Annotated in this window: 25 protein-coding genes and 1 tRNA gene; 13 read left to right on the top strand and 13 right to left on the bottom strand. The window is 57.7% G+C overall.

From position 1 onward, the window contains the following. Positions 1-42: 42 nt before the first annotated feature. From speB (MWU60_RS01975) to MWU60_RS01965, 3 genes are all read right to left on the bottom strand, one after another. Positions 43-984 (bottom strand): agmatinase, encoded by a 942-nt coding sequence (gene speB, locus MWU60_RS01975; RefSeq protein ID WP_247225366.1) that lies wholly within the window; start codon positions 982-984, stop codon positions 43-45. After that, positions 984-1,952, bottom strand: coding sequence for an agmatinase (speB, locus tag MWU60_RS01970; protein ID WP_247225365.1), 969 nt, complete (start codon positions 1,950-1,952; stop codon positions 984-986). The genes speB (MWU60_RS01975) and speB (MWU60_RS01970) overlap by 1 nt, the downstream gene beginning before the upstream one ends. 65 nt (positions 1,953-2,017) lie before the next feature. Next, entirely contained in the window at positions 2,018-3,175 is a 1,158-nt protein-coding gene (locus MWU60_RS01965; protein WP_247225364.1) for a M20 aminoacylase family protein, read from the bottom strand. Between the two features lie 63 nt (positions 3,176-3,238). On the opposite strand from MWU60_RS01965, the gene mazG reads away from it, so the two are divergent. Both mazG and MWU60_RS01955 read left to right on the top strand, forming a co-directional pair. Further along, positions 3,239-4,075 carry a nucleoside triphosphate pyrophosphohydrolase gene (gene mazG / locus MWU60_RS01960; RefSeq protein WP_247225363.1) on the top strand — a complete coding sequence of 279 codons (837 nt, stop codon included), beginning with the start codon at positions 3,239-3,241 and terminating at the stop codon, positions 4,073-4,075. After that, positions 4,065-4,781: an SDR family NAD(P)-dependent oxidoreductase gene (locus MWU60_RS01955; RefSeq protein WP_247225362.1), complete on the top strand. Its 717-nt coding sequence runs from the start codon at positions 4,065-4,067 to the stop codon at positions 4,779-4,781. Before mazG ends, MWU60_RS01955 begins: the two co-directional genes overlap by 11 nt. Before the next feature lie 3 nt (positions 4,782-4,784). Here MWU60_RS01955 and bamE (MWU60_RS01950) read toward each other — a convergent pair whose 3' ends face one another. Genes bamE (MWU60_RS01950) through MWU60_RS01940 form a run of 3 tightly spaced genes read right to left on the bottom strand, consistent with a single transcriptional unit; the run spans position 4,785 to position 7,656 of the window. Further along, positions 4,785-5,081, bottom strand: a complete 297-nt coding sequence (bamE, locus tag MWU60_RS01950; protein ID WP_247225361.1) for an outer membrane protein assembly factor BamE — start codon at positions 5,079-5,081, stop codon at positions 4,785-4,787. A gap of 31 nt (positions 5,082-5,112) precedes the next feature. Beyond that, the gene (locus MWU60_RS01945; RefSeq protein WP_247225360.1) at positions 5,113-6,918 is read right to left on the bottom strand and encodes an ATP-binding cassette domain-containing protein; all 1,806 of its coding nucleotides are present in this window, start codon (positions 6,916-6,918) and stop codon (positions 5,113-5,115) included. A 9-nt stretch (positions 6,919-6,927) separates the two neighbouring features. After that, the gene (locus MWU60_RS01940) at positions 6,928-7,656 is read right to left on the bottom strand and encodes a GNAT family N-acetyltransferase (RefSeq protein ID WP_247225359.1); all 729 of its coding nucleotides are present in this window, start codon (positions 7,654-7,656) and stop codon (positions 6,928-6,930) included. A 72-nt stretch (positions 7,657-7,728) separates the two neighbouring features. Between MWU60_RS01940 and msrB the strand changes: the two genes are divergently transcribed. Together msrB and MWU60_RS01930 are read left to right on the top strand one after the other, a co-directional pair. Beyond that, complete coding sequence (msrB, locus tag MWU60_RS01935) at positions 7,729-8,121, top strand: peptide-methionine (R)-S-oxide reductase MsrB (protein WP_247225358.1); 393 nt, start codon at positions 7,729-7,731, stop codon at positions 8,119-8,121. A gap of 80 nt (positions 8,122-8,201) precedes the next feature. After that, on the top strand, positions 8,202-9,485 hold the full coding sequence (locus tag MWU60_RS01930; protein ID WP_247225357.1) for an NADH:flavin oxidoreductase/NADH oxidase family protein: 1,284 nt from the start codon (positions 8,202-8,204) through the stop codon (positions 9,483-9,485). Here MWU60_RS01930 and bamE (MWU60_RS01925) read toward each other — a convergent pair. Continuing rightward, positions 9,482-9,958 (bottom strand): outer membrane protein assembly factor BamE, encoded by a 477-nt coding sequence (bamE, locus tag MWU60_RS01925; protein ID WP_247225356.1) that lies wholly within the window; start codon positions 9,956-9,958, stop codon positions 9,482-9,484. The two genes, MWU60_RS01930 and bamE (MWU60_RS01925), sit on opposite strands and share 4 nt — an antisense overlap. 85 nt (positions 9,959-10,043) lie before the next feature. Here bamE (MWU60_RS01925) and MWU60_RS01920 point away from each other — a divergent pair, with 85 nt between their 5' ends. From MWU60_RS01920 to MWU60_RS01885, 8 genes are all read left to right on the top strand, one after another. Next, entirely contained in the window at positions 10,044-10,589 is a 546-nt protein-coding gene (locus MWU60_RS01920) for a DUF177 domain-containing protein (RefSeq protein ID WP_247225355.1), read from the top strand. A gap of 164 nt (positions 10,590-10,753) precedes the next feature. Then, on the top strand, positions 10,754-10,960 hold the full coding sequence (gene rpmF, locus MWU60_RS01915; RefSeq protein ID WP_008236104.1) for a 50S ribosomal protein L32: 207 nt from the start codon (positions 10,754-10,756) through the stop codon (positions 10,958-10,960). A gap of 21 nt (positions 10,961-10,981) precedes the next feature. Continuing rightward, positions 10,982-12,106, top strand: coding sequence for a phosphate acyltransferase PlsX (gene plsX, locus MWU60_RS01910; RefSeq protein WP_247225354.1), 1,125 nt, complete (start codon positions 10,982-10,984; stop codon positions 12,104-12,106). Positions 12,107-12,108: 2 nt separating this feature from the next. Next, positions 12,109-13,080 carry a beta-ketoacyl-ACP synthase III gene (locus tag MWU60_RS01905; RefSeq protein WP_247225353.1) on the top strand — a complete coding sequence of 324 codons (972 nt, stop codon included), beginning with the start codon at positions 12,109-12,111 and terminating at the stop codon, positions 13,078-13,080. A 100-nt stretch (positions 13,081-13,180) separates the two neighbouring features. After that, positions 13,181-13,483 carry an integration host factor subunit alpha gene (gene ihfA, locus MWU60_RS01900; protein WP_247225352.1) on the top strand — a complete coding sequence of 101 codons (303 nt, stop codon included), beginning with the start codon at positions 13,181-13,183 and terminating at the stop codon, positions 13,481-13,483. A gap of 3 nt (positions 13,484-13,486) precedes the next feature. Further along, positions 13,487-14,059 (top strand): MerR family transcriptional regulator, encoded by a 573-nt coding sequence (locus MWU60_RS01895; protein WP_247225351.1) that lies wholly within the window; start codon positions 13,487-13,489, stop codon positions 14,057-14,059. Between the two features lie 54 nt (positions 14,060-14,113). Further along, positions 14,114-14,190: transfer RNA gene (locus MWU60_RS01890), tRNA-Pro, on the top strand. A gap of 74 nt (positions 14,191-14,264) precedes the next feature. Beyond that, on the top strand, positions 14,265-15,344 hold the full coding sequence (locus tag MWU60_RS01885; RefSeq protein ID WP_247225350.1) for a 2'-deoxycytidine 5'-triphosphate deaminase: 1,080 nt from the start codon (positions 14,265-14,267) through the stop codon (positions 15,342-15,344). 119 nt (positions 15,345-15,463) lie between these two features. On the opposite strand, the gene MWU60_RS01880 is transcribed toward MWU60_RS01885, so the two are convergent. Further along, positions 15,464-15,856 (bottom strand): hypothetical protein, encoded by a 393-nt coding sequence (locus MWU60_RS01880; RefSeq protein WP_247225349.1) that lies wholly within the window; start codon positions 15,854-15,856, stop codon positions 15,464-15,466. 86 nt (positions 15,857-15,942) lie between these two features. On the opposite strand from MWU60_RS01880, the gene MWU60_RS01875 reads away from it, so the two are divergent. Further along, positions 15,943-16,542, top strand: a complete 600-nt coding sequence (locus tag MWU60_RS01875) for a TetR/AcrR family transcriptional regulator (RefSeq protein ID WP_247225348.1) — start codon at positions 15,943-15,945, stop codon at positions 16,540-16,542. Positions 16,543-16,608: 66 nt separating this feature from the next. Here the strand turns inward: MWU60_RS01875 and MWU60_RS01870 are convergent, their stop codons facing one another. From MWU60_RS01870 to MWU60_RS01850, 5 genes are read right to left on the bottom strand one after another with little or no spacing between them, the layout of a single operon-like run. After that, positions 16,609-16,809, bottom strand: a complete 201-nt coding sequence (locus MWU60_RS01870; RefSeq protein WP_247225347.1) for a hypothetical protein — start codon at positions 16,807-16,809, stop codon at positions 16,609-16,611. A gap of 45 nt (positions 16,810-16,854) precedes the next feature. Beyond that, positions 16,855-17,505 carry an SMC-Scp complex subunit ScpB gene (gene scpB, locus MWU60_RS01865; protein ID WP_247225346.1) on the bottom strand — a complete coding sequence of 217 codons (651 nt, stop codon included), beginning with the start codon at positions 17,503-17,505 and terminating at the stop codon, positions 16,855-16,857. Next, positions 17,498-18,292, bottom strand: coding sequence for a ScpA family protein (locus MWU60_RS01860; protein WP_247225345.1), 795 nt, complete (start codon positions 18,290-18,292; stop codon positions 17,498-17,500). The genes scpB and MWU60_RS01860 overlap by 8 nt, the downstream gene beginning before the upstream one ends. A gap of 6 nt (positions 18,293-18,298) precedes the next feature. Continuing rightward, positions 18,299-19,282 (bottom strand): glycoside hydrolase family 3 N-terminal domain-containing protein, encoded by a 984-nt coding sequence (locus MWU60_RS01855; protein ID WP_247226137.1) that lies wholly within the window; start codon positions 19,280-19,282, stop codon positions 18,299-18,301. Between the two features lie 6 nt (positions 19,283-19,288). Next, on the bottom strand, positions 19,289-20,158 hold the full coding sequence (locus MWU60_RS01850; protein WP_247225344.1) for an SPOR domain-containing protein: 870 nt from the start codon (positions 20,156-20,158) through the stop codon (positions 19,289-19,291). Positions 20,159-20,163 lie beyond the last annotated feature (5 nt).

The raw sequence follows: 20,163 nt of genomic DNA, 5'->3' as shown, positions 1-20,163 counted from the left end.
GCGCAAAGTGGTTCTCCAACTGTTGTGTGCATGCTGTATCGGCTATCTATACGGCACACCGGGCAGGATTGAGAGCATTTCAAACATCAAATTCGCCCCTGTCAGCGCCGTATTGCCCGACGTATCATACGGCGGCGAGACTTCAACCAGATCGCAGCCTACAATGTTGAGACCGCGCAAACCCCGGATCAGCTCCATCGCTTGCGGCGTCGTCAGGCCGCCAATCTCGGGTGTCCCGGTGCCCGGCGCATAAGCCGGATCAAGGCTGTCGATATCATATGTAATATAGCATGGATGATCGCCAATTTTCGCTTTGATATCAGCAGCTAATGGGGACAGAGACTTGTGCCATAGATCCGGCGCCAGATACTGGTTGAACCCCCATCCCGCGGCTTCGGTAAAGTCATCCGCCGTATATCCGGTACCACGCAGGCCAATCTGAAACACCTTGTCAGCGGTGATAATCCCTTCCTCATAGGCGCGACGGAACACGGTCCCGTGGGTTTCACGCTCGCCAAACATCTCATCGTTCACATCGGCATGGGCATCAACATGGACCAGCGCCAGCGGGCCATGCTTTGCCGCGACCGCACGCAGCACCGGCAAGGTCAGAGTGTGATCACCGCCAAGGGTCATAGGGATAAAATCATGCTTAAGGTGCGCCGCGTAAGTCTCTGTTATAATGCGAATACTATCGCTGAGCGAAAACGTATTTATCGCAACATCCCCAAGGTCAGCGCATTGCAATGCATCAAAGGGGGCTGCCCCCGTCTGAATATTGTAAGGCCGGATCATCGCCGATTGCTCACGTAGCTGCTTGGGCCCCATCCTTGTGCCCGACCGCCACGACGTACCGATATCCATTGGGATACCAATAAAGCCCACATCCAGCCTTTCCGCCGTCGCAACCTCGGGCAAGCGCATGAAAGACTGTGGTCCGGAAAACCGCGCCAGATCATTGCCGGAGATCGGTTGATTTGGCATCACTTTTTCCTTTTGTTCCAGAGCGCCAGACAACACAGTTCCATCGCGACATGCGCCCCTGCAATCGCGGTGGCCCCTGTGGTGTCATAAGGTGGCGACACCTCAACCACATCGCCCCCCACCACATTGATCCCAGCCATATCACGCAGCATCGCAGCTGCCTGCCATGACGCCAGCCCACCCCAAACAGGCGTGCCGGTGCCGGGCGCAAAGGCCGGATCAAGCGCATCAATGTCGAACGTCACATAAGTCGGATGATCAGCCACCCGCGCCTTGATCTGGTCGGCGACCCAAGCGCTGCCCTTTTCGTGGCAAGTGCGGGCGTCAATGTAAGGCATCCCCAGATAATCCTCACATTCCGTCCGAATACCAATCTGGATAGAGCGGCTGACATCCACAATGCCCAGCTTCACGGCCTTGTACATCATCGTACCATGATCAATCCGGGCCATGTCATCGTCTGGCCAAAGATCGGAATGGGCGTCAAACTGAACCACGGACAAAGGTCCATATTTCTCTGCATAAGCACGTAAAATCGGCAAGGTAATAAAGTGATCGCCACCCAATGTGATCGTCCCGCATCCCTGCGCCAAAATCCCGGCAATATGTGCCTGCAATAGGTCCGGCACCCCCGGCACATCAGCATAGTCAAAGGCCATATCTCCATAGTCAGCGATGGCAAACTCGCTCAGCGGATCAAACCCGTCCCACCCATAAGGCGGATCAAAGGGCTGTAGGCTGGATGCTTCGCGGATGGCACGTGGCCCAAAGCGCGTGCCGGGGCGATGAGTGACGGCTTGATCGAAAGGCACGCCAGTCACCGCCAGATCAAAACCCGCCAAATCCTTGGTATAGGTCCGCCGCAAAAACGAAGTCGCGCCACCAAAGGCGTTCTCATAGGCCAATCCCCGGCGATCCTTGGCCGTAAACGCCCCATCCACCGCCTCTTTTGCCTTATCAAGTGTCACTGCCCCACCTCTTTCTTCGTCCAATCAAACTTTCGCCGAAGGCCATCAAAATTCTGGAATTTTGATCATCCTGCGGGCAAGGCACGCTCTATCAATCTCGCAAAGAACGATGCCCCGACAGATGCCGCTGCATCGTCGAAATCATAGGCCGGATGATGCAGCCCCGCCGTGTCACCATTCCCGACAAACAGATAGGCACCGGGCCGCTGTTCCAGCATATAGGCAAAATCCTCGGCCCCCATCTCGCGCTGGTGGGCGGCATCTACTTTTGCAGAGACTTCGCGCGCAACATCCGCGGCAAAGGTCACTTTGTCAGGGTCATTCACCGTGGCCGGATAGCCTTCTTCATAGGTCAGCGTGGCGGTCACGTTATAGGCGGCGGCATGACCTGCCACAACTTCGGCAAGCCGCTTTTTCACCATATCCTGTGTATCCTTGGCAAAGGTGCGCACGGTGCCGTTCACATAGGCTTTTTCGGGGATAATGTTGTCAGCGGACCCGGTATGGATTTGCGTCACCGAAACCACCAGATCATCGTGGGCAAAGTGATTGCGGCTGACAATGGTCTGGATTGCATTGACCATGCCCACGGCAGCCACGATCGGGTCTGCGGTTTCATGAGGCATGGCACCATGACCACCCTCGCCTTTGATATGAATATGAAATGTATCAACCGCCGCCATAATTGGCCCCGGTGTCGTATAGAAAGCCCCGACCGGCGTGCCGGGGGCGTTGTGTAACGCGTATACTTCTTTGATGTCAAAGCGATCCAAGACACCCTCTTGGACCATCACCTGCGCACCGCCACCGCCTTCTTCGGCGGGCTGAAAAATCAGCGCAACGCGACCTGCAAAATTGCGGGTTTCGGCCAGATAGCGGGCAGCCCCCAACAGCATCGTTGTATGCCCGTCATGCCCACAGGCATGCATCTTGCCCGGCACAGTCGAGGCATAATCAAGCCCCGTGATCTCTTCCATCGGCAGCGCATCCATATCGGCGCGCAGAGCGATGGTCGGCCCGGCGGATTTGCCATTGATGATCGCGATCACACCGGATGTCGCGATCCCTTCATGGATCTCATCCACCCCGAACTCGCGCAAACGTTCCACCACGAAAGCCGCCGTTTCATGACACTCGAACTGCAATTCGGGATGCGCATGCAAATGCCTGCGCCATGCGGTCATATCATCGGCATAGTCGGCAATGCGGTTGATCACGGGCATGTCTGGCGCTCCGGCTTTGGTGTGCTTAGAGTTTCAGTTGACCGCAACAAGAGGCCGCGCGCAATGCCTGATGACACGCTGATCCACGATCCCTACGGCGGTATGCCGCGCCTGCTCGAAATCATGCGCCGTTTGCGCGACCCTGACACAGGCTGCCCATGGGATATTGAACAGGATTTTGACACCATCGCCCCCTACACCATCGAAGAGGCCTATGAGGTCGCCGATGCCATCGCACGCAGCGACTGGGACGATTTGGAAGGCGAGTTGGGCGATCTGCTGTTGCAGACGGTCTATCATACGCAGATGGGGACCGAAGCCGGGCACTTCAGTTTTGACAGTGTGGTGCGTGCCATCAGCGACAAGATGGTCGCGCGGCACCCGCATGTCTTTGGCGACGAATCGCGTGACAAATCAGCAGAACAGCAAACTGCGGACTGGGAAAAGATCAAAGCGGCAGAACGTGCTGGCAAGGAACAGACCCGCACGCTGGACGGGGTCGCTGTCGGACTCCCTGCCCTGACCCGCGCGGTGAAACTGCAAAAACGCGCAGCGCGCGTGGGGTTTGACTGGCCCGACACAGGCCATGTGATCGACAAGATAATCGAGGAAGCAGGCGAATTGGTCGAGGCGCGTGAGACAATGACCCAAACGCAGGTTGAGGATGAATTCGGCGATCTGCTGTTTGTGGTGGCCAACCTTGCCCGCCATCTCGATATTGATCCGGAAGCCGCTTTGCGTGGCACCAACGCGAAATTCACGCGCCGGTTTGCCGCCGTGGAAGATGCGTTGAAGGTCAAGGGGAAGTCCCCTGCCGACAGCGATCTGGCTGAAATGGATGCGCTTTGGGATCAGGTGAAACGGGCCGAGAAAAAGGGGACGGATTACAATGCAGATTAACAAAGCAATCGCGGTCATAACAGGAGGTGCCTCAGGTCTTGGGGCCGCCACGGCCACGGCTTTTGCTAAAGCTGGAGCCACGGTTACGATCTTTGATCGTGATCCTGCCGGTGCTGACTTTGCAGACCGCTTAGGTGCCAGTTTCGCGCAAGTCGATGTCACGGATGAGGCCAGCGTTGCGGCGGGTCTGAATCAGGCAGGCGACATCAACGTGGCGATCAATTGCGCCGGCATCGCCACGGCCGAAAAGACGCTGGGGCGTGATGGACCGCATCGCCAAGACAGCTTTACCCGCACGGTGGACATCAACCTCAACGGTACTTTCAACGTGGCACGACTTGCCGCCGCCCGCATGGCGAAAGGCGGCGTCATCATCAATACTGCTTCGGTAGCGGCCTTTGATGGGCAAAAGGGTCAGACGGCTTATGCTGCATCCAAGGCCGGCATCGCAGGTCTGTCCTTGCCAATGGCGCGTGATCTGGCCCGCAATGGCATCCGTGTGATGGCCATCGCACCGGGTATCTTCCGCACACCGATGTTGGAAGGCTTGGGCGAAGAGGTCATGGCCGGGCTGGCAAAGGATGTCGTCTACCCTGCCCGCCTGGGCGATCCGGCAGAGTTCGCAGCACTGGCGCGCTTCATTGTGGAATGTGACTATCTGAACGGAACGACGATCCGGTTGGATGGGGCGCTCAGGATGCCATGACCCTTAACAGGGGGCTTTATGGCGATCGGTGGCAGTGACAAGCCGACCATCTTTGTAGATGACATGCACGTATTTCGCGCCAATCGTCTCATCGTACACATAGGACGTGCATTGCTGGTCTGGCGCGTCAGATGTCCAGGTGGCAAGCGGGCTATCGCCCAAGATCGCCGCGACGTCTTGCTGTGTCATACCGACCTGCAAAAGCCTGACGCCGCTGTCAGCGCTGCCACTGACCGGTTTTGGGGTGCAGGCCGCTAAAAGCAGCGTAGCGGCCAGAGCGATGGGCTTTACAAAACACATGGGCGATTTCCTTTTCGTGGGTCCGCCAAAGCTAGCCCGCTTTCTCTTCCAGCATCAACCATTCTTCCTCTGCTTCAGCCAGTGCCGCTTGCCGTGCCACAAGTGCGTCTGTTGCCTTTTGAAACTTCACTGGTTGCGTTGTGAACAACGCGGGATCGGCAAGCAGTTCTTCCAGTTTCGTGATCTCGGCTGTGATCTTGTCAATCACGCCGGGCAGTTCCTCCAGCCGGTGTTTTTCGGTAAAGGACAAACCGCTGGAGGCTTTCTTTTCAGCAGCTTTTTGCTTTTTGGCCAAAGGCTTGCTGGCCTCTTTCGCCTCAAGAAAATCGCCACCGCGTTGCGCGCGATAATCAGACCAACCGCCCGCATAAACGACCGCCTGCCCGTTGCCTTCCATCGCAATCGTTGTCGTCGCGACCCGGTCAAGGAAGTCCCGGTCGTGACTGACCAGCAGCACCGTGCCGTCATAATCCCCCAGAATATCCTGCAACAAGTCCAGCGTTTCGATGTCCAGATCGTTGGTCGGTTCGTCCAACACCAAAAGGTTGCTTTCCCGCGCCATCAGGCGTGCCAGCAACAGCCTGGCTTTTTCGCCACCCGACAAAGACCGCACGGGCGCGCGCGCTTGTGCCTCAACGAACAGGAATTCCTTCAGGTAGCCCACAACATGCTTCGGCGTGCCGCGCACCATGATCTGATCTGACTTGCCGGACACCCCCAGCTCAGGATCATTGGCAAGGTTTTCCCAAAGTGTCATGTCTTCGTTCAATGCTGCACGGCTTTGATCAAAGACCGCGATGTCGAGTTTCGTGCCCAGTTTGACTAACCCGCTATCAGGTTCAACTTTACCTAATAACATATTGATTAATGTTGTCTTTCCGACGCCATTTGGCCCCACAAACGCAATGCGATCCCCGCGTTGCACCGTGAGGTCCAAACCTTGCACAATTTGCTTGCCGTCAAATGCCTTGGTCAGCCCAAAAGCCTCGACCACCTTCTTGCCTGAACTTGAGCCCCCATCGAATGCCATTGCAGCCGTGCCTTGGCGTTTGATTTGTCCGGCCTTTTCCGCGCGTAAATCCTGCAAGGCCCGCAAACGCCCCTGGTTGCGGGTACGGCGGGCGGAAATACCTTCGACGGCCCACCGCGCCTCGGCCTTGATCTTGCGGTTCAGCTTGTGGCGCTGCTGGTCTTCTTCTTCCCACAGCTTGTCGCGCCATGCCTCGAAATGCTCAAAACCCTGTTCCGCCCGGCGCACTTGCCCGCGATCAATCCATAAGGTCGCGCGCGTCAAAGCCCGCAGGAATGCGCGGTCGTGGCTGATCAGGACGAACCCGGCACGGGTCGTTTTCAGTTCACTCTCAAGCCAAGAAATCGCCTCGATATCCAGATGGTTCGTCGGCTCGTCCAGCAACATCAATTCGGGTGCTTCGGCCATCAGTTTTGCCAAAGCCGCGCGCCTGCGTTCACCGCCAGAGGCGGTATTCACATCGCCTGCGGGGTCGAACTTGAGGCCTTCAGCCACCATGTCGACCTTATAGGCTTCATCAATGTCCAGCCCGCTGGCTGCATAATCGCCCAAGGTCGCAAAACCGGCCATTGTCGGGTCCTGTTCCATATAACCGACCTGCACGCCGGGGGCAGCGACACGCGTGCCGCTATCGGGCAAAACCAACCCGGCCATGACCTTCATTAACGTCGATTTTCCCGATCCATTGCGCCCGACCAGCGCGACGCGATCACCGGGTTGAACGACCAGCGACAGATCGTCGAAAACAGGATCGCCGCCGAAGGTCAGCGCGATATCAGAGAGTTGGAGAAGCGGTGTTTTTGCCATATCCGCCTGCTATGGCAGTGTTGCGGCCTGCGCAAGGGCTCTGAGCGCTGCCGCACGCGCTGGTGGGACGGATGCGACATCAAGACAGGTGAAAACATGCAGCGTGTTCATGGTGTGATCCACGACGGCGTGGTCACTGACCCACCCGCCCATCGCAAGATAGGTCCGTAAAAGCGGCGGCATGGGGCTGGTGCCCTGCCGCGCGATATCGGCAAAACGGATGATATCCCTTGCCTTGGGTCCAGGGCGTTGATCGCGTGGGCCCAAATGCTTGCCCGAAAGCCGCCCAAAGACCTTGCCATAAGGCGCGGGATCGGTTCCTGCAAAGCTGCTGCATCCAAAAAGCATAGCGATGCCCTGCGCATCCACCACCTGCGTCAGCGCAGCCCATGCGACCCGCAACACATCGGCATTCAACACATCGGCCGCCACACAAAAACGACCGACTTCGATCATCGGGGCGGATGTCCGGGCCAACCCCGAAAGATCATAGTATTGTGCTGCATAGCTTGTCGCGATCTGCGCGCCCGACGGGATGTCCAACACCCGCGCTGCGGCAACCAAACGCCCACCCTGATCCTCAACCATCAGATGACGGCAAAGGGCATCGAAACGGTCCTGATCGCGCCCCGTGCTGCCAAAGAAACACAGATGCCGCAGCCGCTGGCACGCCATCACATCGGCGGGCCCGGCAGCAAACCGCGCCGCATAGCGCCCTTTTTGGAACGGAATTGTCATCAGTCTTCACCTTGGCGAACCATCGTCGCTGACCTACGTTATCAAGCAACAATACAAAAGGAACCTATACGAATGGACAAAGTGGTGAAATCAGACGCCGAGTGGCGCGCGCAACTCTCTGACATGGCCTATAAGGTCACGCGCAAACACGGCACCGAACGGGCCGGTACGCATGAGGATTTCCCAAAAGAGCCTGGTACTTACATGTGCGTCTGTTGCGGCGCGCCCTTGTTTGATCAAGGGGCGAAGTTTGAAAGCGGCACAGGTTGGCCTTCTTTCTATCAACCTGTCGATCCCGAAATGGTCGGCGAAACCACTGACCGCAGCTTTTTCATGAAGCGGACCGAGGTGCATTGCAACCGCTGCGACGCGCATCTGGGACACGTGTTTCCCGATGGCCCGCAACCGACAGGCTTGCGCTATTGCATCAACGGGGTCGCGCTGGAGTTTGAACCGGAAGCATAGCTTTATAAAAAGGGGAATAGCACGACATACGATCACCAATTCGATTGCGAAGCGTGGCCGACCCTGTAAGGTCGCGCAACATGACAGTGCTTTCCCAGCCTCTTAAGCTTCCTTGTGGTGCGATCCTCAAGAACCGTTTCTGCAAAAGTGCCATGACTGAAGCGATTGCGGATCGTCATGATGCACCAACGGTCGGGCATCAAAAGCTTTATAACCATTGGGCCAAGGGCGGTATGGCGTTGCAGGTTACCGGCAACGTGATGGTGGACAGGCGCTATCTGGAACGCCCCGGAAATGTTGTGGTTGAAGACGAAAGCGCGCTGGATGCGTTGCGACAATGGGCGGATGCGGCGAAATCGGATGGCAGTCAAATCTGGATGCAGATAAGCCATCCAGGCCGTCAATGCCCTATTGTGGTGAACACGCGCCCACTGTCCCCTTCAGCAGAAAAGCTTAGGATTCTGGGCCTGTTTGGCCGACCCAGGGCCATGACAACGGACGACATTGAAGACGCGATCAAGCGCTACGCCAAAACGGCAGAGATCGCTCAGAAGGCGGGCTTTGACGGGGTGCAGATCCATGCAGCGCACGGCTATCTGATCAGCCAGTTTCTTTCTCCTCTCATCAACCGGCGCACCGATGACTGGGGTGGACCGCTGGAAAACCGCGCAAGGTTCCTGCGGCGGATCTATGCGGCGACGCGCGCGGCGGTTGGGCCGGACTTTCCGGTTGCAGTAAAGCTGAACTCAGCTGATTTCCAAAAGGGCGGATTCAACCTTGAGGACTGTGCGCAGGTCGCCAAATGGCTTGAGCAAGACGGCATTGATATGATCGAGCTGTCGGGCGGCACATACGAACAAATGAGCTTTGTGATCGGTGTTGAAGAAGAAAAGCGCGAAAGCACGCGAAGGCGCGAAGCTTATTTTCTTGATTACGCGCGCCAAGTCCGTAAGGCGGTGAATGTCCCCATCACTGTGACGGGTGGTTTTCGCAGTTTGGCCGCAATGGAACAGGCCCTGTCCACGGACGGTATTGATATGATCGGGCTGGCGCGCCCTTTGTGTGTGCAGCCGAATGCTGTTGCTGAGCTGCTGAGCGGCAAACGCGATAGTGTCGGCATCGCAGAAGATGGACTGGTGATCGGACGTGGGCGGTTTGGTATGAATGCCACGAATTGGCTTGTGAAACTGATCAATACCGTTTGCCAGGTGGAATACTATGGCTGGCAAATGACGCGCATGTCGCGCGGATTGAAGCCGCAAACGGTGGCGCGGGCCAACGCTTTGGGATACTTTGTCTGGTATCTGAACCGCACAACAATGCTTGCTTTTCGCAGAAAACGCGCACGTCGCGTCAAGGCTTAAGGCTCTTCACCCAGCAATTGCCCGGCATCCAGACGCCCGAACGATCCCAAAAGCTGGCCAAGGAAGGTCACATCGTTGATCCCGTCTTCGGTCACACGACGATCCAGAACGACCACCCGCCCGTCTTCCAGAGTGTAGCGTGAGATATTGCGCAGCCGGTCGCTGGCGTCGAAATCAATGGCGAGCACCTGTCGATCAACCTCTTCGGGCGCGAAAGGCCCAAAGAACCGAAACTGGCTTGAGGCGTAATAGATAGTGTTGTTTTCCAACGCCCGCTCAGAAATTGGCGGCCCGAAGAGGCCAATCACCTCGTCCTTGGATGTGGCGCCGACTTGCAGCGTTGCCAATTCTTCGGACGGGGGGATAAACCCGTGAAACTGGTTCATCTGGGTGCAGCCGGTGGCGATTAGAACAACGGACACAAATCCTGCAACCTTTGCCCTTTTGTGCAGTTTGCCTGTCATCGCCCGCATACCCGTTGCCCTCTTGCCATGGCGCCGCGCGCCTTTTATCCCCGATACATCACACCCCGCCCCGGTTCAACAATCGAAAGCAGCAATGGCACAACTACCCCAATCACGTATGCGTTTGGCTGATCTCGCCACGCGCAAACCGACCGAATTTGAACTGATGCCCACCGCCGAGGAGCGCCGTGCCATTGCAGATGCCTTAGATATCGTGGGTGTCAAAAAGCTGCGGTTTATAGGGGCGCTTGCTCCGCAAGGCCGCCAGGATTGGACACTGACGGCCGATCTGGGGGCAACGGTCGTTCAGGACTGTGTCGTCACCCTTGATCCTGTCACGACCCGGATTGATGAACCTGTGAAACGCAGTTACGTCGCCGAGATCGCCGAGATTGAGGCCTCTGAGGTCGAAATGCCCGAAGATGACACGGTTGAGGCGCTGCCCGAAACACTTGATCTGGTTCAGGTCATGATGGAGGCACTGGCGCTGGCCTTGCCGCTTTATCCGCGCGCGGATGGTGTCGACTTATCGAACGCCGTTTTCACCGAACCCGGCGTCACACCAATGACAGATGACGATGCAAAGCCCTTTGCGAGCCTTGGCGCGCTGCGCGAAAGCCTTGAAAATAAAGATAAATAGCGCAGCCTGCGCCCTGCGTGAAAAAGGGTTGCACAAAGGGGGAATCGCAGTATGTTCGCGGCCTCTTTTACATCGTGTCTCGACAGGGCTGCCGCAATGGCGTAGGACCCCCAAAGACGCAAAGAAATCTGGGCCCAAGGCCCTTTATATCATAGGGTTGAGACATGGCTGTCCAGCAGAATAAAGTATCCAAATCCCGTCGCAACAACCGGCGCGCGCACGACTCATTGGTCGCAGCAAACCCCAACGAGTGTGACAATTGTGGCGAGCTCAAGCGCCCACACCATGTGTGCCCATCCTGCGGCCACTATGCGACACGCGAAGTGATTGCTGACACCACAGAAATCGACCTCGACGACGACGCTGCATAAAGCGACTAGAAAGTACTTGGCATGACATCAGCCCAGACGGACACCGCTCCGACGCAGGGACATGCTGCCACCGACGTGCTTTCTGTTGACGCAATGGGCGGAGATCAAGGGCCTGCAACTGTTGTTGCGGGCCTTTCAAAGTTTCTGGGCGACGAAAGTAGCGCGCGCGCCATATTGCACGGCCCCAAGGCCGAGCTTGAGGCACTTGTTGCCAAGAATGGCATCGGCAATCGCGTGACGATCCACGATGCCACCGAAGTTGTCAAAATGACCGATAAGCCCAGCCATGTGCTGCGCAACGGCAAGAAAACCTCGATGTGGTCCGCGATCGAAGCGGTCCGCGAGCGGCAAGCCGCCGTTGCCGTCAGCTGCGGCAATACCGGCGGGTTGATGGCCATGTCGATGCTGCGCCTGCGCAAGGCCGAGGGCGTGAACCGCCCCGCTATCGCCTGTCTCTGGCCGTCGCGTAACCCATCCGGCTTTAATGTGATGCTGGACGCCGGTGCCGATATACGCGCCGATCAGGATGACCTGCTGACATATGCGTTGATGGGTGCCTCTTACGCCCGCAACGGCCTCGATATTGCCCGCCCGCGTGTCGGTCTGTTGAACGTCGGCACCGAAGAACACAAAGGCCGCGCCGAATTGAAGGTCGCCCACGAACTTATTGGAAACGCTGCCGTAATTGGTGACTTTGAATATGTGGGCTTTGTCGAAGGCGGCGATCTGCCATCGAACAAAGTCGATGTGATTGTGACGGACGGCTTTACCGGCAATGTCGCACTGAAAACCGGCGAAGGCACAGCGACCCTGATCAGTGAGCTGCTGCGTGGAGCGCTGACAAAGACGCCCTGGTCCGCAATGGGCGCCTTGCTGGCACGCGGATCATTGAACAGTCTGCGCAAGCGGATCGACCCCCGCCGCGTGAATGGCGGCGTCTTTCTGGGACTGAACCAAACGGTCATCAAAAGCCACGGTTCAGCCGATGCCACTGGCGTTGCAGCGGCGCTGCACCTGGCCTACCGCCTCGCACAAAGCGGATTTTCGGATAAACTCGCTGCAAGGGTTGCGTCTGCGGCATCCCTTGCCCAAGATGCCGGTCAAGAGAATGAGACGGACAGTCTCAATACCAAGACAGGCAAATAGGCATGATGCGTCGCGCAGTGGTCAAAGGGGTTGGTCATTACCTGCCCAAGAGAGTCGTTCCCAACGCAGAATTCGAAAAAACACTCGATACTACGGACGAATGGATCAAGACACGTTCTGGCATTGAACGGCGTCATTTTGCGGCCAAAGACGAAAACACCTCTGATCTTGCGATAAACGCAGCCAAAGCCGCACTTGCGAACGCTGGTATGGATGGCGAAGACATTGATGCCATTGTGTTGGCGACGTCCACTTCTGATCTGACCTTTCCGTCGGCTGCAACAATGGTGCAAAGCGCGATTGGCAACACAAAAGGCTATGCTTTTGATGTCCAAGCGGTATGCGCCGGTTTCGTCTATGCCCTGTCGAATGCCAACGCGCTGATCGCATCTGGTCAGGCTGACCGTGTTCTTGTCATTGGTGCCGAAACCTTCAGCCGGATCATGGACTGGACGGACCGGGCAACTTGCGTGCTGTTTGGGGATGGTGCCGGGGCGCTGATCCTTGAGGCAGAAGAGGGCACCGGGGAAACCAGCGACCGCGGCATCCTGTCGGTCGATCTGAATTCAGACGGACGTTACAAAGACCTCCTGTACGTCGACGGCGGCGTTTCAACACAAAACACCGGTATGTTGCGCATGAAAGGCAGTGAGCTTTTCCGACATGCGGTCGAAAAATTGGCCAAAACAGCCGATACGGCCTTGGACAAAGTCGGACTTGGCGCGGATGACGTGGACTGGATCGTGCCGCATCAGGCCAATATCCGGATCATCCAATCCACCGCCAAAAAGCTTGGCGTTGGCATGGACCGGGTTGTTGTCACTGTACAGGACCACGGCAATACATCCGCTGCATCGATTCCCCTTGCGCTGTCTGTGGGAGTCGCCAAAGGGCAGATCAAGCAAGGCGATCTTGTCGTGACAGAGGCGATTGGCGGTGGTTTGGCATGGGGTGCGGTCGTGATCCGCTGGTAATGGGTGGAAACGGGCGGTTAACGCCGATTGCCAAGCCGTTGTTATTGACTCTGAATTTACGGCGGGCCTATGGTCTGTGCACATTGTGAAAGGGTATGTTATGGCCGATAAGACTTTGACTCGGATGGATTTGGCGGATGCGGTGCACAGCCAGGTCGGGCTTTCTCGCAATGATAGCGCGGACCTTGTTGAAAGCGTGTTGACCCATGTGTCCGACAGCCTCGTCAAAGGCGAAACCGTCAAGATTTCATCCTTCGGCACGTTTTCGGTACGCGAAAAAGCGGCCCGTGTCGGACGAAACCCAAAAACCGGTGAAGAGGTACCAATCCACCCCCGCCGTGTTCTGACATTCCGTCCATCGCATCTGATGAAGGATCGTGTGGCCGCCGGAAACAAGCGCTAAGTCATGGCAAAGGCGAAAGACGCGTTTCGCACCATCAGCGAAGTCGCCGAATGGCTTGATACGCCAACCCATGTGTTGCGATTTTGGGAAAGCAAGTTCAGCCAGATCAAACCTGTCAAAGGGGCTGGCGGACGGCGCTACTACCGCCCGACTGATATGGATTTGCTGGGTGGCATCAAACAACTGCTGCATGAAGACGGGCTGACCATCAAAGGCACGCAAAAGCTGTTGCGCGAAAAGGGCGTCAAACATGTGGCCACCCTTGGGCTGTCCATGTCGGACCCCGCACCAGAGCAGCCTGTCGTCCCCCCCGCGATTGCCCTTGTGACCAAACCTGTGCGCCAGCCTGAACCGAAAACGAAAGAGGCACCTGTACAAGAGACCCTGCCTTTCGGGACACCGGCCGCGCCTGAATTCCCGATCAATTTGCCCGTACCGCCCAAAGGCTTGCCAGCGGCGGCCCCGCGCCTGATCGGGCGTATGCCGCGCGATGCAATGGCGCTAAAGGCCCATGCCGCCGAAATCGCTCCGCTCTTGGCGCGGTTGGATGCCGTCCGCACTCGGATGCGCGGCTGACACATGCTTTTCGGGCTTGCCCTTGGACGGTTTTGGGGTATGAACACCGCTAGTCGGGCTATGGCGCAGCCTGGTAGCGCGTCCGTCTGGGGGACGGAAGGTCGCAGGTTCGAGTCCTGCTAGCCCGACCAATCATAACCGCCCGCCGCAGCTATAGCTCGGCGGGCGTTTTGGCATCCAAATGGAGCCAAATGGGAGAGCCTAAATGACAAACGCTGGTGTCCTCGCCGACCATCAAATCCGCGATATGATCGTCTCTGGCGGTATTGCTGCTGATGTGCCCATTGAAGATGGTCAAATCCAACCAGCGTCGCTTGATCTGCGTTTGGGGCAGACGGCGTACCGTGTGCGGGCATCTTTTCTCGCCGGGCGTGAGCGGACCGTGAAAGAGCGTTTGGCTGACCTTCAGATGCATGCGGTAGACCTGGACGGTGGCGCCGTACTGGAAAAAGGTTGCGTTTATGTAGTGCCCCTGATGGAGCGCCTGACACTGCCCAAAGGGATGACAGCCGCCGCCAGTGCAAAATCCTCTATCGGTCGTCTTGATTTGTTAACACGCATCATCACCGACCACGGGATCGAGTTTGATCGCGTCCCCGAAGGCTATGACGGACCTTTGTATGTGGAGATTTGCCCACGCTCTTTCTCGGTCGTCGCCCAACCGGGACAGATGCTGAACCAGATCATCTTTCGCCAAGGCAAGACCTTGATGTCAGACGATGATCTGCGCGGGCTTCACGCGCAAACGCCGATCGTGTCTGGCGATCCCGTGATCTCTGATGGCCTTGGGTTTTCGGTCGACCTCAGACCCACCGACGGCACATTGGTCGGCTACCGCGCCAAGCCGCACACAGGCGTCGTGGACCTGTCCAAGCTGAACCACTATGACCCGGCAGAGTTCTGGGAAGAGGTGCACACCAAAGACGGCTGGATCATCCTTGACCCCGGCGCGTTCTACATTCTGGTCAGCCGCGAAGCGATTGTGATCCCGCCCATGCAAGCCGCCGAAATGGCCCCTTATCTGGCGATGGTGGGTGAGTTCCGGGTGCACTATGCAGGGTTCTTCGACCCCGGCTTTGGCTATGCCGAAGCAGGCGGATCAGGCTCACGCGGCGTATTGGAAGTGCGCTGCCACGAAGCGCCGTTTGTCTTGGAGCATGGGCAGGTCGTGGGGCGGTTGGTGTATGAACACATGGCGGCGATGCCCGCGGCCCTTTACGGACGCGAGATCAAGTCGAATTACCAAGGGCAAGGGCTGAAGCTGTCGAAGCATTTTCGGGGGTGATAGGTCAGGTCGGTGACAGACGCTGGCCCAGATATGTTGTGTAGCGCAACTGAGCGAATGTTTGGTTTGAACCCAAATTGCAGGAGGCTTGAAAGGCAGCTTCCGGCACCAACGATAGATCAGTAGCCAGCGACTATCCTTGAAAACGGAATAGTGAGGCTCAACGCTGCCACCCAAATCGTGAACAAGCCCGCCAGAAACAGGAGGCCCGTGTCTCTGTTGCCTTGAACGATGGCCGGATAAGCAACAGTGGCCAACCACGCAGACTTGTAGATGACCTGAATCAACAGGACAGGCAGGAAATCCATCGGTCGCAAAAGGCCCAATCCTGCCACCAGCCCAAGTGAAAGCCATAAGGCCCCAAGAATGCGCAGATAAGAATCGACGACAGTTGCACCGCAGAAAACGTACCGGCCGGCCACGTGCGGCGCAAAAAGAGTGAGCGCGCCGACCACACCAGCGCCAAGAATAGCGCCCGTGAACATTATTCGAAGGCCAATCATGCTGTCCATGTCTTCACACTCCTGATGTATTTTGTTACCAACGGTTACATAAGGCAAGTTAGCTAGTCTGACAAGAAGTTTCCAGAGGTAACATTGTGGTCAAACCTGAACTGAAGCGCCCCTACCATCACGGCGACCTGCGCGAGGCATTGTTGGATGCGGTAGGCGAAATGGTTGAAGGAGACGGCATCGAAAGCGTCTCAATTCGTGGCGCGGCGCGGCGCGTGGGTGTCAGTCATCCAGCAGCCTTTCGGCATTTCACTGACAAGAAGGACCTGCTTACCGCCTATGCGACACGCGCCGCAAGCCACATGGCAGACGCGTTGGAAGCAACTGCAGAGGCCGCCGGTAGTGGCCACGCCTTCATCAATGTTGGTGTTTCATATCTGAGATTCGCGATGGAGCATCCCGGCGAGTTCCGCATGATATTCCGCGAAGAACTCTTGAACGGCACCGATGAGCACTATCAAGCGCAGATGGCGAGGCTGGCACTCATGTTGTCGGGGTCCGGTACTGCTATTGAGCCTGGTACCGCCTTACCGCCGGAAGCCATTCTCGCATGGAGCGCGACGCATGGGCTTGCCAGTCTTTATCTCGATGGCACCTTGCGCGAGGAACTGCCCCCGGGGCAGGAGCTTGATGCGATGACTCAAGTGCTCAGATTGCTCAAGCCCTCCTCCAACACAGAGCTATGACAAGCGGACCTTCAAAGGTCACTCACAAACGGCAGCTTTTATCGCGCGAAGCAGCCAACTGCCAGACTACCGCATAAACCGCCGTGCCGCCCGCATACCCTTTTGCGCCTTGTGCGCCGTTTGCTGCGCCGCCTTCGCCTGCTCACGTTCCTCCGGGGTCATGTCTTCCGGCTGTTTGCCCCGGTTGGACATCATCGCGATACCCTTGTTCATGCCTTTGTTCATCAGCATCCGCAGGCCCATATTGATCAGTCGGTTCATGTTCATCGCCACATCTCCTCTGCCACTTGGGCCTTACATAAGGCTGCTGCCCTAATCTTCAAACAGCTCGGTCTGATCGTCGTCTTCATCGGCATCCTCGCGCTCGCCCAAGGTGACAACCCCCGGCGGCGGACGGTTTTCCAGCAATCCAGCAGACCGCAGTTCTTTCAACCCTGGCAAGTCGCGGGCGTTTTCTAGCCCGAAATGGTCAAGAAATCCTTGCGTGACCACAAAGGTCACAGGCCGACCCGGCGTCATCTTCCGCCTGCCAAAGCGGATCCACTCAAGCTCAATCAACTGATCGACGGTGCCGCGGCTGACGCTGACGCCCCGGATTTCCTCAATCTCGGCGCGTGTGACCGGCTGGTGATAGGCCACAATGGCCAAGGTTTCGATCGCGGCCCGGCTGAGTTTGCGCGTCTCGACCGTTTCTTTCTGCATCAGGAACCCAAGATCGCCCGCCGTGCGGATCGCCCAGGCATCACCCACCTTGACCACATTGACCCCCCGCCCTTCATAGCGTCTGCGCAGATTTGCAATCGCTTCGGCCGGGTCACATCCATGCGGCATGCGGCCGGTCAGTTCGGTCACGGTCACCGGATCGGCGGTGGCAAACAGGATCGCTTCGACCATACGTTCCTGTTCGCCCATGGGGGGCGCCTCGAACAGGCTGTCGTTTGCGGGTGCGTCTGTTTTACTCATCACCGGGGACTTTCTTGCGTATTTGGATGGGGGCGAAGATTTCACCTTGCCGAAGTTCTATTTTGCCTTCTTTGGCCAATTCCAAAGATGCCGCAAAGGTGGCCGCTGTCGTTGACCGGCGGCGTTGCGGGTCCGCATCCCAGCCCTCAGGCAGGTAAGACGCAAACTCGGTCCAGTCGCCGGCAAAGCCGATCAGCCCGCGCATTCTTTCCAAAGCCTGCTCCATCGTCATCACATGCTGTCGGTCCATCACGAAGGGTCGGAAATCATCACGCGTGCGAATACGCGCATAGCCTTGCATCAGATCCAGCAGCGTTGCGGTATAAGTCACACGGCGCACGCGCTGCACATCTTCGGTTATACCACGGGCAAAGAAATCACGCCCCAACTGATCCCGCGCCATCAGCTTGGCCGCTGAATTGCGCATCGCTTCCAGACGTTCAAGCTGGAACGCGAGGTGAGCAGCGAGTTCTTCGCCAGACGGCCCCTCTTCCGACGGATCAGGGGGCAGCAGCAGCCGCGACTTCAGGAAGGCCAGCCAGGCGGCCATGACCAGATAGTCGGCAGCCAATTCCAACCGCAGCCGCTTGGCCTGTTCAACGAAGGCCAAATACTGTTCGGCCAAGGCGAGAATGGAAATCTGGCGCAGATCAACTTTCTGCGTGCGCGACAGGGTCAGCAACAGATCAAGCGGGCCTTCAAAGGCGCCTACGTCCACGATTAAAGCTTCAGCGGCAACACGCTCGCTGACACTTACCGTGTCTTCTTGAAACTCTTCGCCTTGCATCTGCCCTCAGCCTAAGTGGCGTGTAAGTTCCGCTTCTAGCGCAGGGATGTCAATCTTTGCAGGGGTTTTTCGCATGGCCAAAGCGCGATTTGCGCGGGTTATTGCAGCCGGGGTCATGTCACCGGCGGCGCCGGCCACGGATTGCATTTCCTCCTGCTTCCCGTTGCAATGCAGGATGATGTCGCAACCTGCCGCGATGCTGGCCGCTGCCCGCTCCGCAACCGTGCCGGACAACGCCTCCATCGACAAATCATCCGTCATCAAAAGACCATCGAAACCAATGTCTTTTCGGATCACTTCCATCATTTTCGCGGATGTTGTGGCGGGCGCGCTGTCATCAATATCCGAGAACACAATATGCGCTGTCATGCCCATCGGCACATCAGTAAGCGCCGCGAAAGGTGCGAAATCCCACGCATCCAGTTCAGCGCGCGGTGCATCGACACGCGGCAAATCTTTGTGGCCGTCGACCGACGCCCGGCCATAGCCGGGAATGTGTTTGAGGATGGGCAGCACGCCGCCCTCGAGATGGGCATCGGCACAGACCTTCGATGCCGCGACCACCGTTTCAACGTCATAACCATATAGGCGGTTCTTCAGCACTGGATGCGTGGCATCTTCGGCGATATCGGCCAAGGGCGCGCAGTTGGCGTCAATGCCGACGTCATGCAGTTCGGCCGCAATCAAACGATTGCGAATCCAATGGGCGCGCAGCGGGTCGGTGGCACGGTCCATCTGGTCCAAGGCTGGTAGGTATTCGCGCCAATGCGGTGCGCGCATCCGCTGCACCCTGCCCCCCTCTTGATCAATCAGGATGGGCGCGTCGCGCTGCACGCTTTCGCGCAGGTCATGCGTCAGGCGGCGCAGCTGATCCGGGGTATCGATGTTGCGGGCAAAGACGATAAAGCCCAAAGGCTGCATTTCACGAAAAAAGCCACGTTCCCACGGGGTGATCTCCGGCCCCTCGGGGCCAAAAATCGTGGCATTCATCGGCACTTAGTTCACCACGACGGCGATACATTCTGCGCCTTCAGCCTGAAGGGCTGCACAAAGCCGGCGCGCTTCTGCGCGGTCAGCAAAACCGCTGGCGCGCAGACGGTACCATGTGGCGCTGCTTTGATTGCTGACCTGAATGACACGGCCACGTTCGCCCATCAATTGGCCAAAGCGGGCTTGCAGGCGGTCCCACTCGGCGGCCGCCAAAACGGGGGTCGGAAACGCACCCAGTTGCACCAGATTGGTGCCTGCGGGGAATGTGGTTGTGGTCAAAGCCACTTCGCTGGTTATGGCAGCAGCGGGCGCAGGAATGCGTATGTTCGCCGGGCGAAGGACAGGACGCAGAGAGGTCGCAACGCCGGGCACGCTGGCCGGGATCACATTCGCAACCGCGGTTTCCTCATCGGCTGATGCTGCGCCAAGCCCGGCCAATTGCGCAGCAAGCGCGCTGATCTCGTCCTGAACAACGGGGGCTTCAACGGTGGCAGGCGCATCAGCGACGACAGCCTCAGGGGTCGCGTCGGCCATCGGCTGCGCCTCAAGGTCCTCTTGCGCCAAACCGGCCGTGCGCGGTGCCAGCACCAAACGGTCCTCAGGACCGCCTGCTTCGCCTACAGCAGCAACTTCATTCACCGAAAGCCCGGTATGATCAGCGACGGCACCACCCGGATTATCCGGCAGTACCCGCATATCGCCTTCCATTGCACGGACCACTGGGATACCGCTGACGTCACGGATAATCAGTTTATAGCCCCAGAAGCCAACGCCAAGCATCAAGGCCAGCGACAAGGCGGCCCCTGCAAAATTCACTAAATTGGTAACACGCGGTGCACCCACCGCCGGGGCAAACCCCTGATCGTATACTGCCATCTTCG

The sequence above is a fragment of the Yoonia sp. F2084L genome, from assembly GCF_023015625.1.
GTDB lineage: Bacteria > Pseudomonadota > Alphaproteobacteria > Rhodobacterales > Rhodobacteraceae > Yoonia.
The sequence above is the reverse complement of the archived record's forward strand: the minus strand, read 5'-3'. Positions and strand labels throughout refer to the sequence as shown.

Excerpts from the sequence above, each read along its gene's own strand:
- rpmF (WP_008236104.1), top strand. The coding sequence starts at position 10,754 with ATGGCTGTCCAGCAGAATAAAGTATCCAAATCCCGTCGCAACAACCGG.
- ihfA (WP_247225352.1), top strand. The coding sequence starts at position 13,181 with ATGGCCGATAAGACTTTGACTCGGATGGATTTGGCGGATGCGGTGCAC.
- MWU60_RS01945 (WP_247225360.1), bottom strand. The coding sequence starts at position 6,918 with ATGGCAAAAACACCGCTTCTCCAACTCTCTGATATCGCGCTGACCTTC.
- MWU60_RS01855 (WP_247226137.1), bottom strand. The coding sequence starts at position 19,282 with ATGAATGCCACGATTTTTGGCCCCGAGGGGCCGGAGATCACCCCGTGG.
- MWU60_RS01870 (WP_247225347.1), bottom strand. The coding sequence starts at position 16,809 with ATGAACATGAACCGACTGATCAATATGGGCCTGCGGATGCTGATGAAC.
- MWU60_RS01930 (WP_247225357.1), top strand. The coding sequence starts at position 8,202 with ATGACAGTGCTTTCCCAGCCTCTTAAGCTTCCTTGTGGTGCGATCCTC.
- MWU60_RS01940 (WP_247225359.1), bottom strand. The coding sequence starts at position 7,656 with ATGACAATTCCGTTCCAAAAAGGGCGCTATGCGGCGCGGTTTGCTGCC.
- mazG (WP_247225363.1), top strand. The coding sequence starts at position 3,239 with ATGCCTGATGACACGCTGATCCACGATCCCTACGGCGGTATGCCGCGC.
- MWU60_RS01850 (WP_247225344.1), bottom strand. The coding sequence starts at position 20,158 with ATGGCAGTATACGATCAGGGGTTTGCCCCGGCGGTGGGTGCACCGCGT.
- MWU60_RS01955 (WP_247225362.1), top strand. The coding sequence starts at position 4,065 with ATGCAGATTAACAAAGCAATCGCGGTCATAACAGGAGGTGCCTCAGGT.
- bamE (WP_247225356.1), bottom strand. The coding sequence starts at position 9,958 with ATGCGGGCGATGACAGGCAAACTGCACAAAAGGGCAAAGGTTGCAGGA.
- MWU60_RS01885 (WP_247225350.1), top strand. The coding sequence starts at position 14,265 with ATGACAAACGCTGGTGTCCTCGCCGACCATCAAATCCGCGATATGATC.
- MWU60_RS01895 (WP_247225351.1), top strand. The coding sequence starts at position 13,487 with ATGGCAAAGGCGAAAGACGCGTTTCGCACCATCAGCGAAGTCGCCGAA.
- MWU60_RS01905 (WP_247225353.1), top strand. The coding sequence starts at position 12,109 with ATGATGCGTCGCGCAGTGGTCAAAGGGGTTGGTCATTACCTGCCCAAG.
- MWU60_RS01965 (WP_247225364.1), bottom strand. The coding sequence starts at position 3,175 with ATGCCCGTGATCAACCGCATTGCCGACTATGCCGATGATATGACCGCA.
- speB (WP_247225366.1), bottom strand. The coding sequence starts at position 984 with ATGCCAAATCAACCGATCTCCGGCAATGATCTGGCGCGGTTTTCCGGA.
- plsX (WP_247225354.1), top strand. The coding sequence starts at position 10,982 with ATGACATCAGCCCAGACGGACACCGCTCCGACGCAGGGACATGCTGCC.
- msrB (WP_247225358.1), top strand. The coding sequence starts at position 7,729 with ATGGACAAAGTGGTGAAATCAGACGCCGAGTGGCGCGCGCAACTCTCT.
- scpB (WP_247225346.1), bottom strand. The coding sequence starts at position 17,505 with ATGAGTAAAACAGACGCACCCGCAAACGACAGCCTGTTCGAGGCGCCC.
- MWU60_RS01920 (WP_247225355.1), top strand. The coding sequence starts at position 10,044 with ATGGCACAACTACCCCAATCACGTATGCGTTTGGCTGATCTCGCCACG.
- MWU60_RS01860 (WP_247225345.1), bottom strand. The coding sequence starts at position 18,292 with ATGCAAGGCGAAGAGTTTCAAGAAGACACGGTAAGTGTCAGCGAGCGT.
- bamE (WP_247225361.1), bottom strand. The coding sequence starts at position 5,081 with ATGTGTTTTGTAAAGCCCATCGCTCTGGCCGCTACGCTGCTTTTAGCG.
- MWU60_RS01880 (WP_247225349.1), bottom strand. The coding sequence starts at position 15,856 with ATGGACAGCATGATTGGCCTTCGAATAATGTTCACGGGCGCTATTCTT.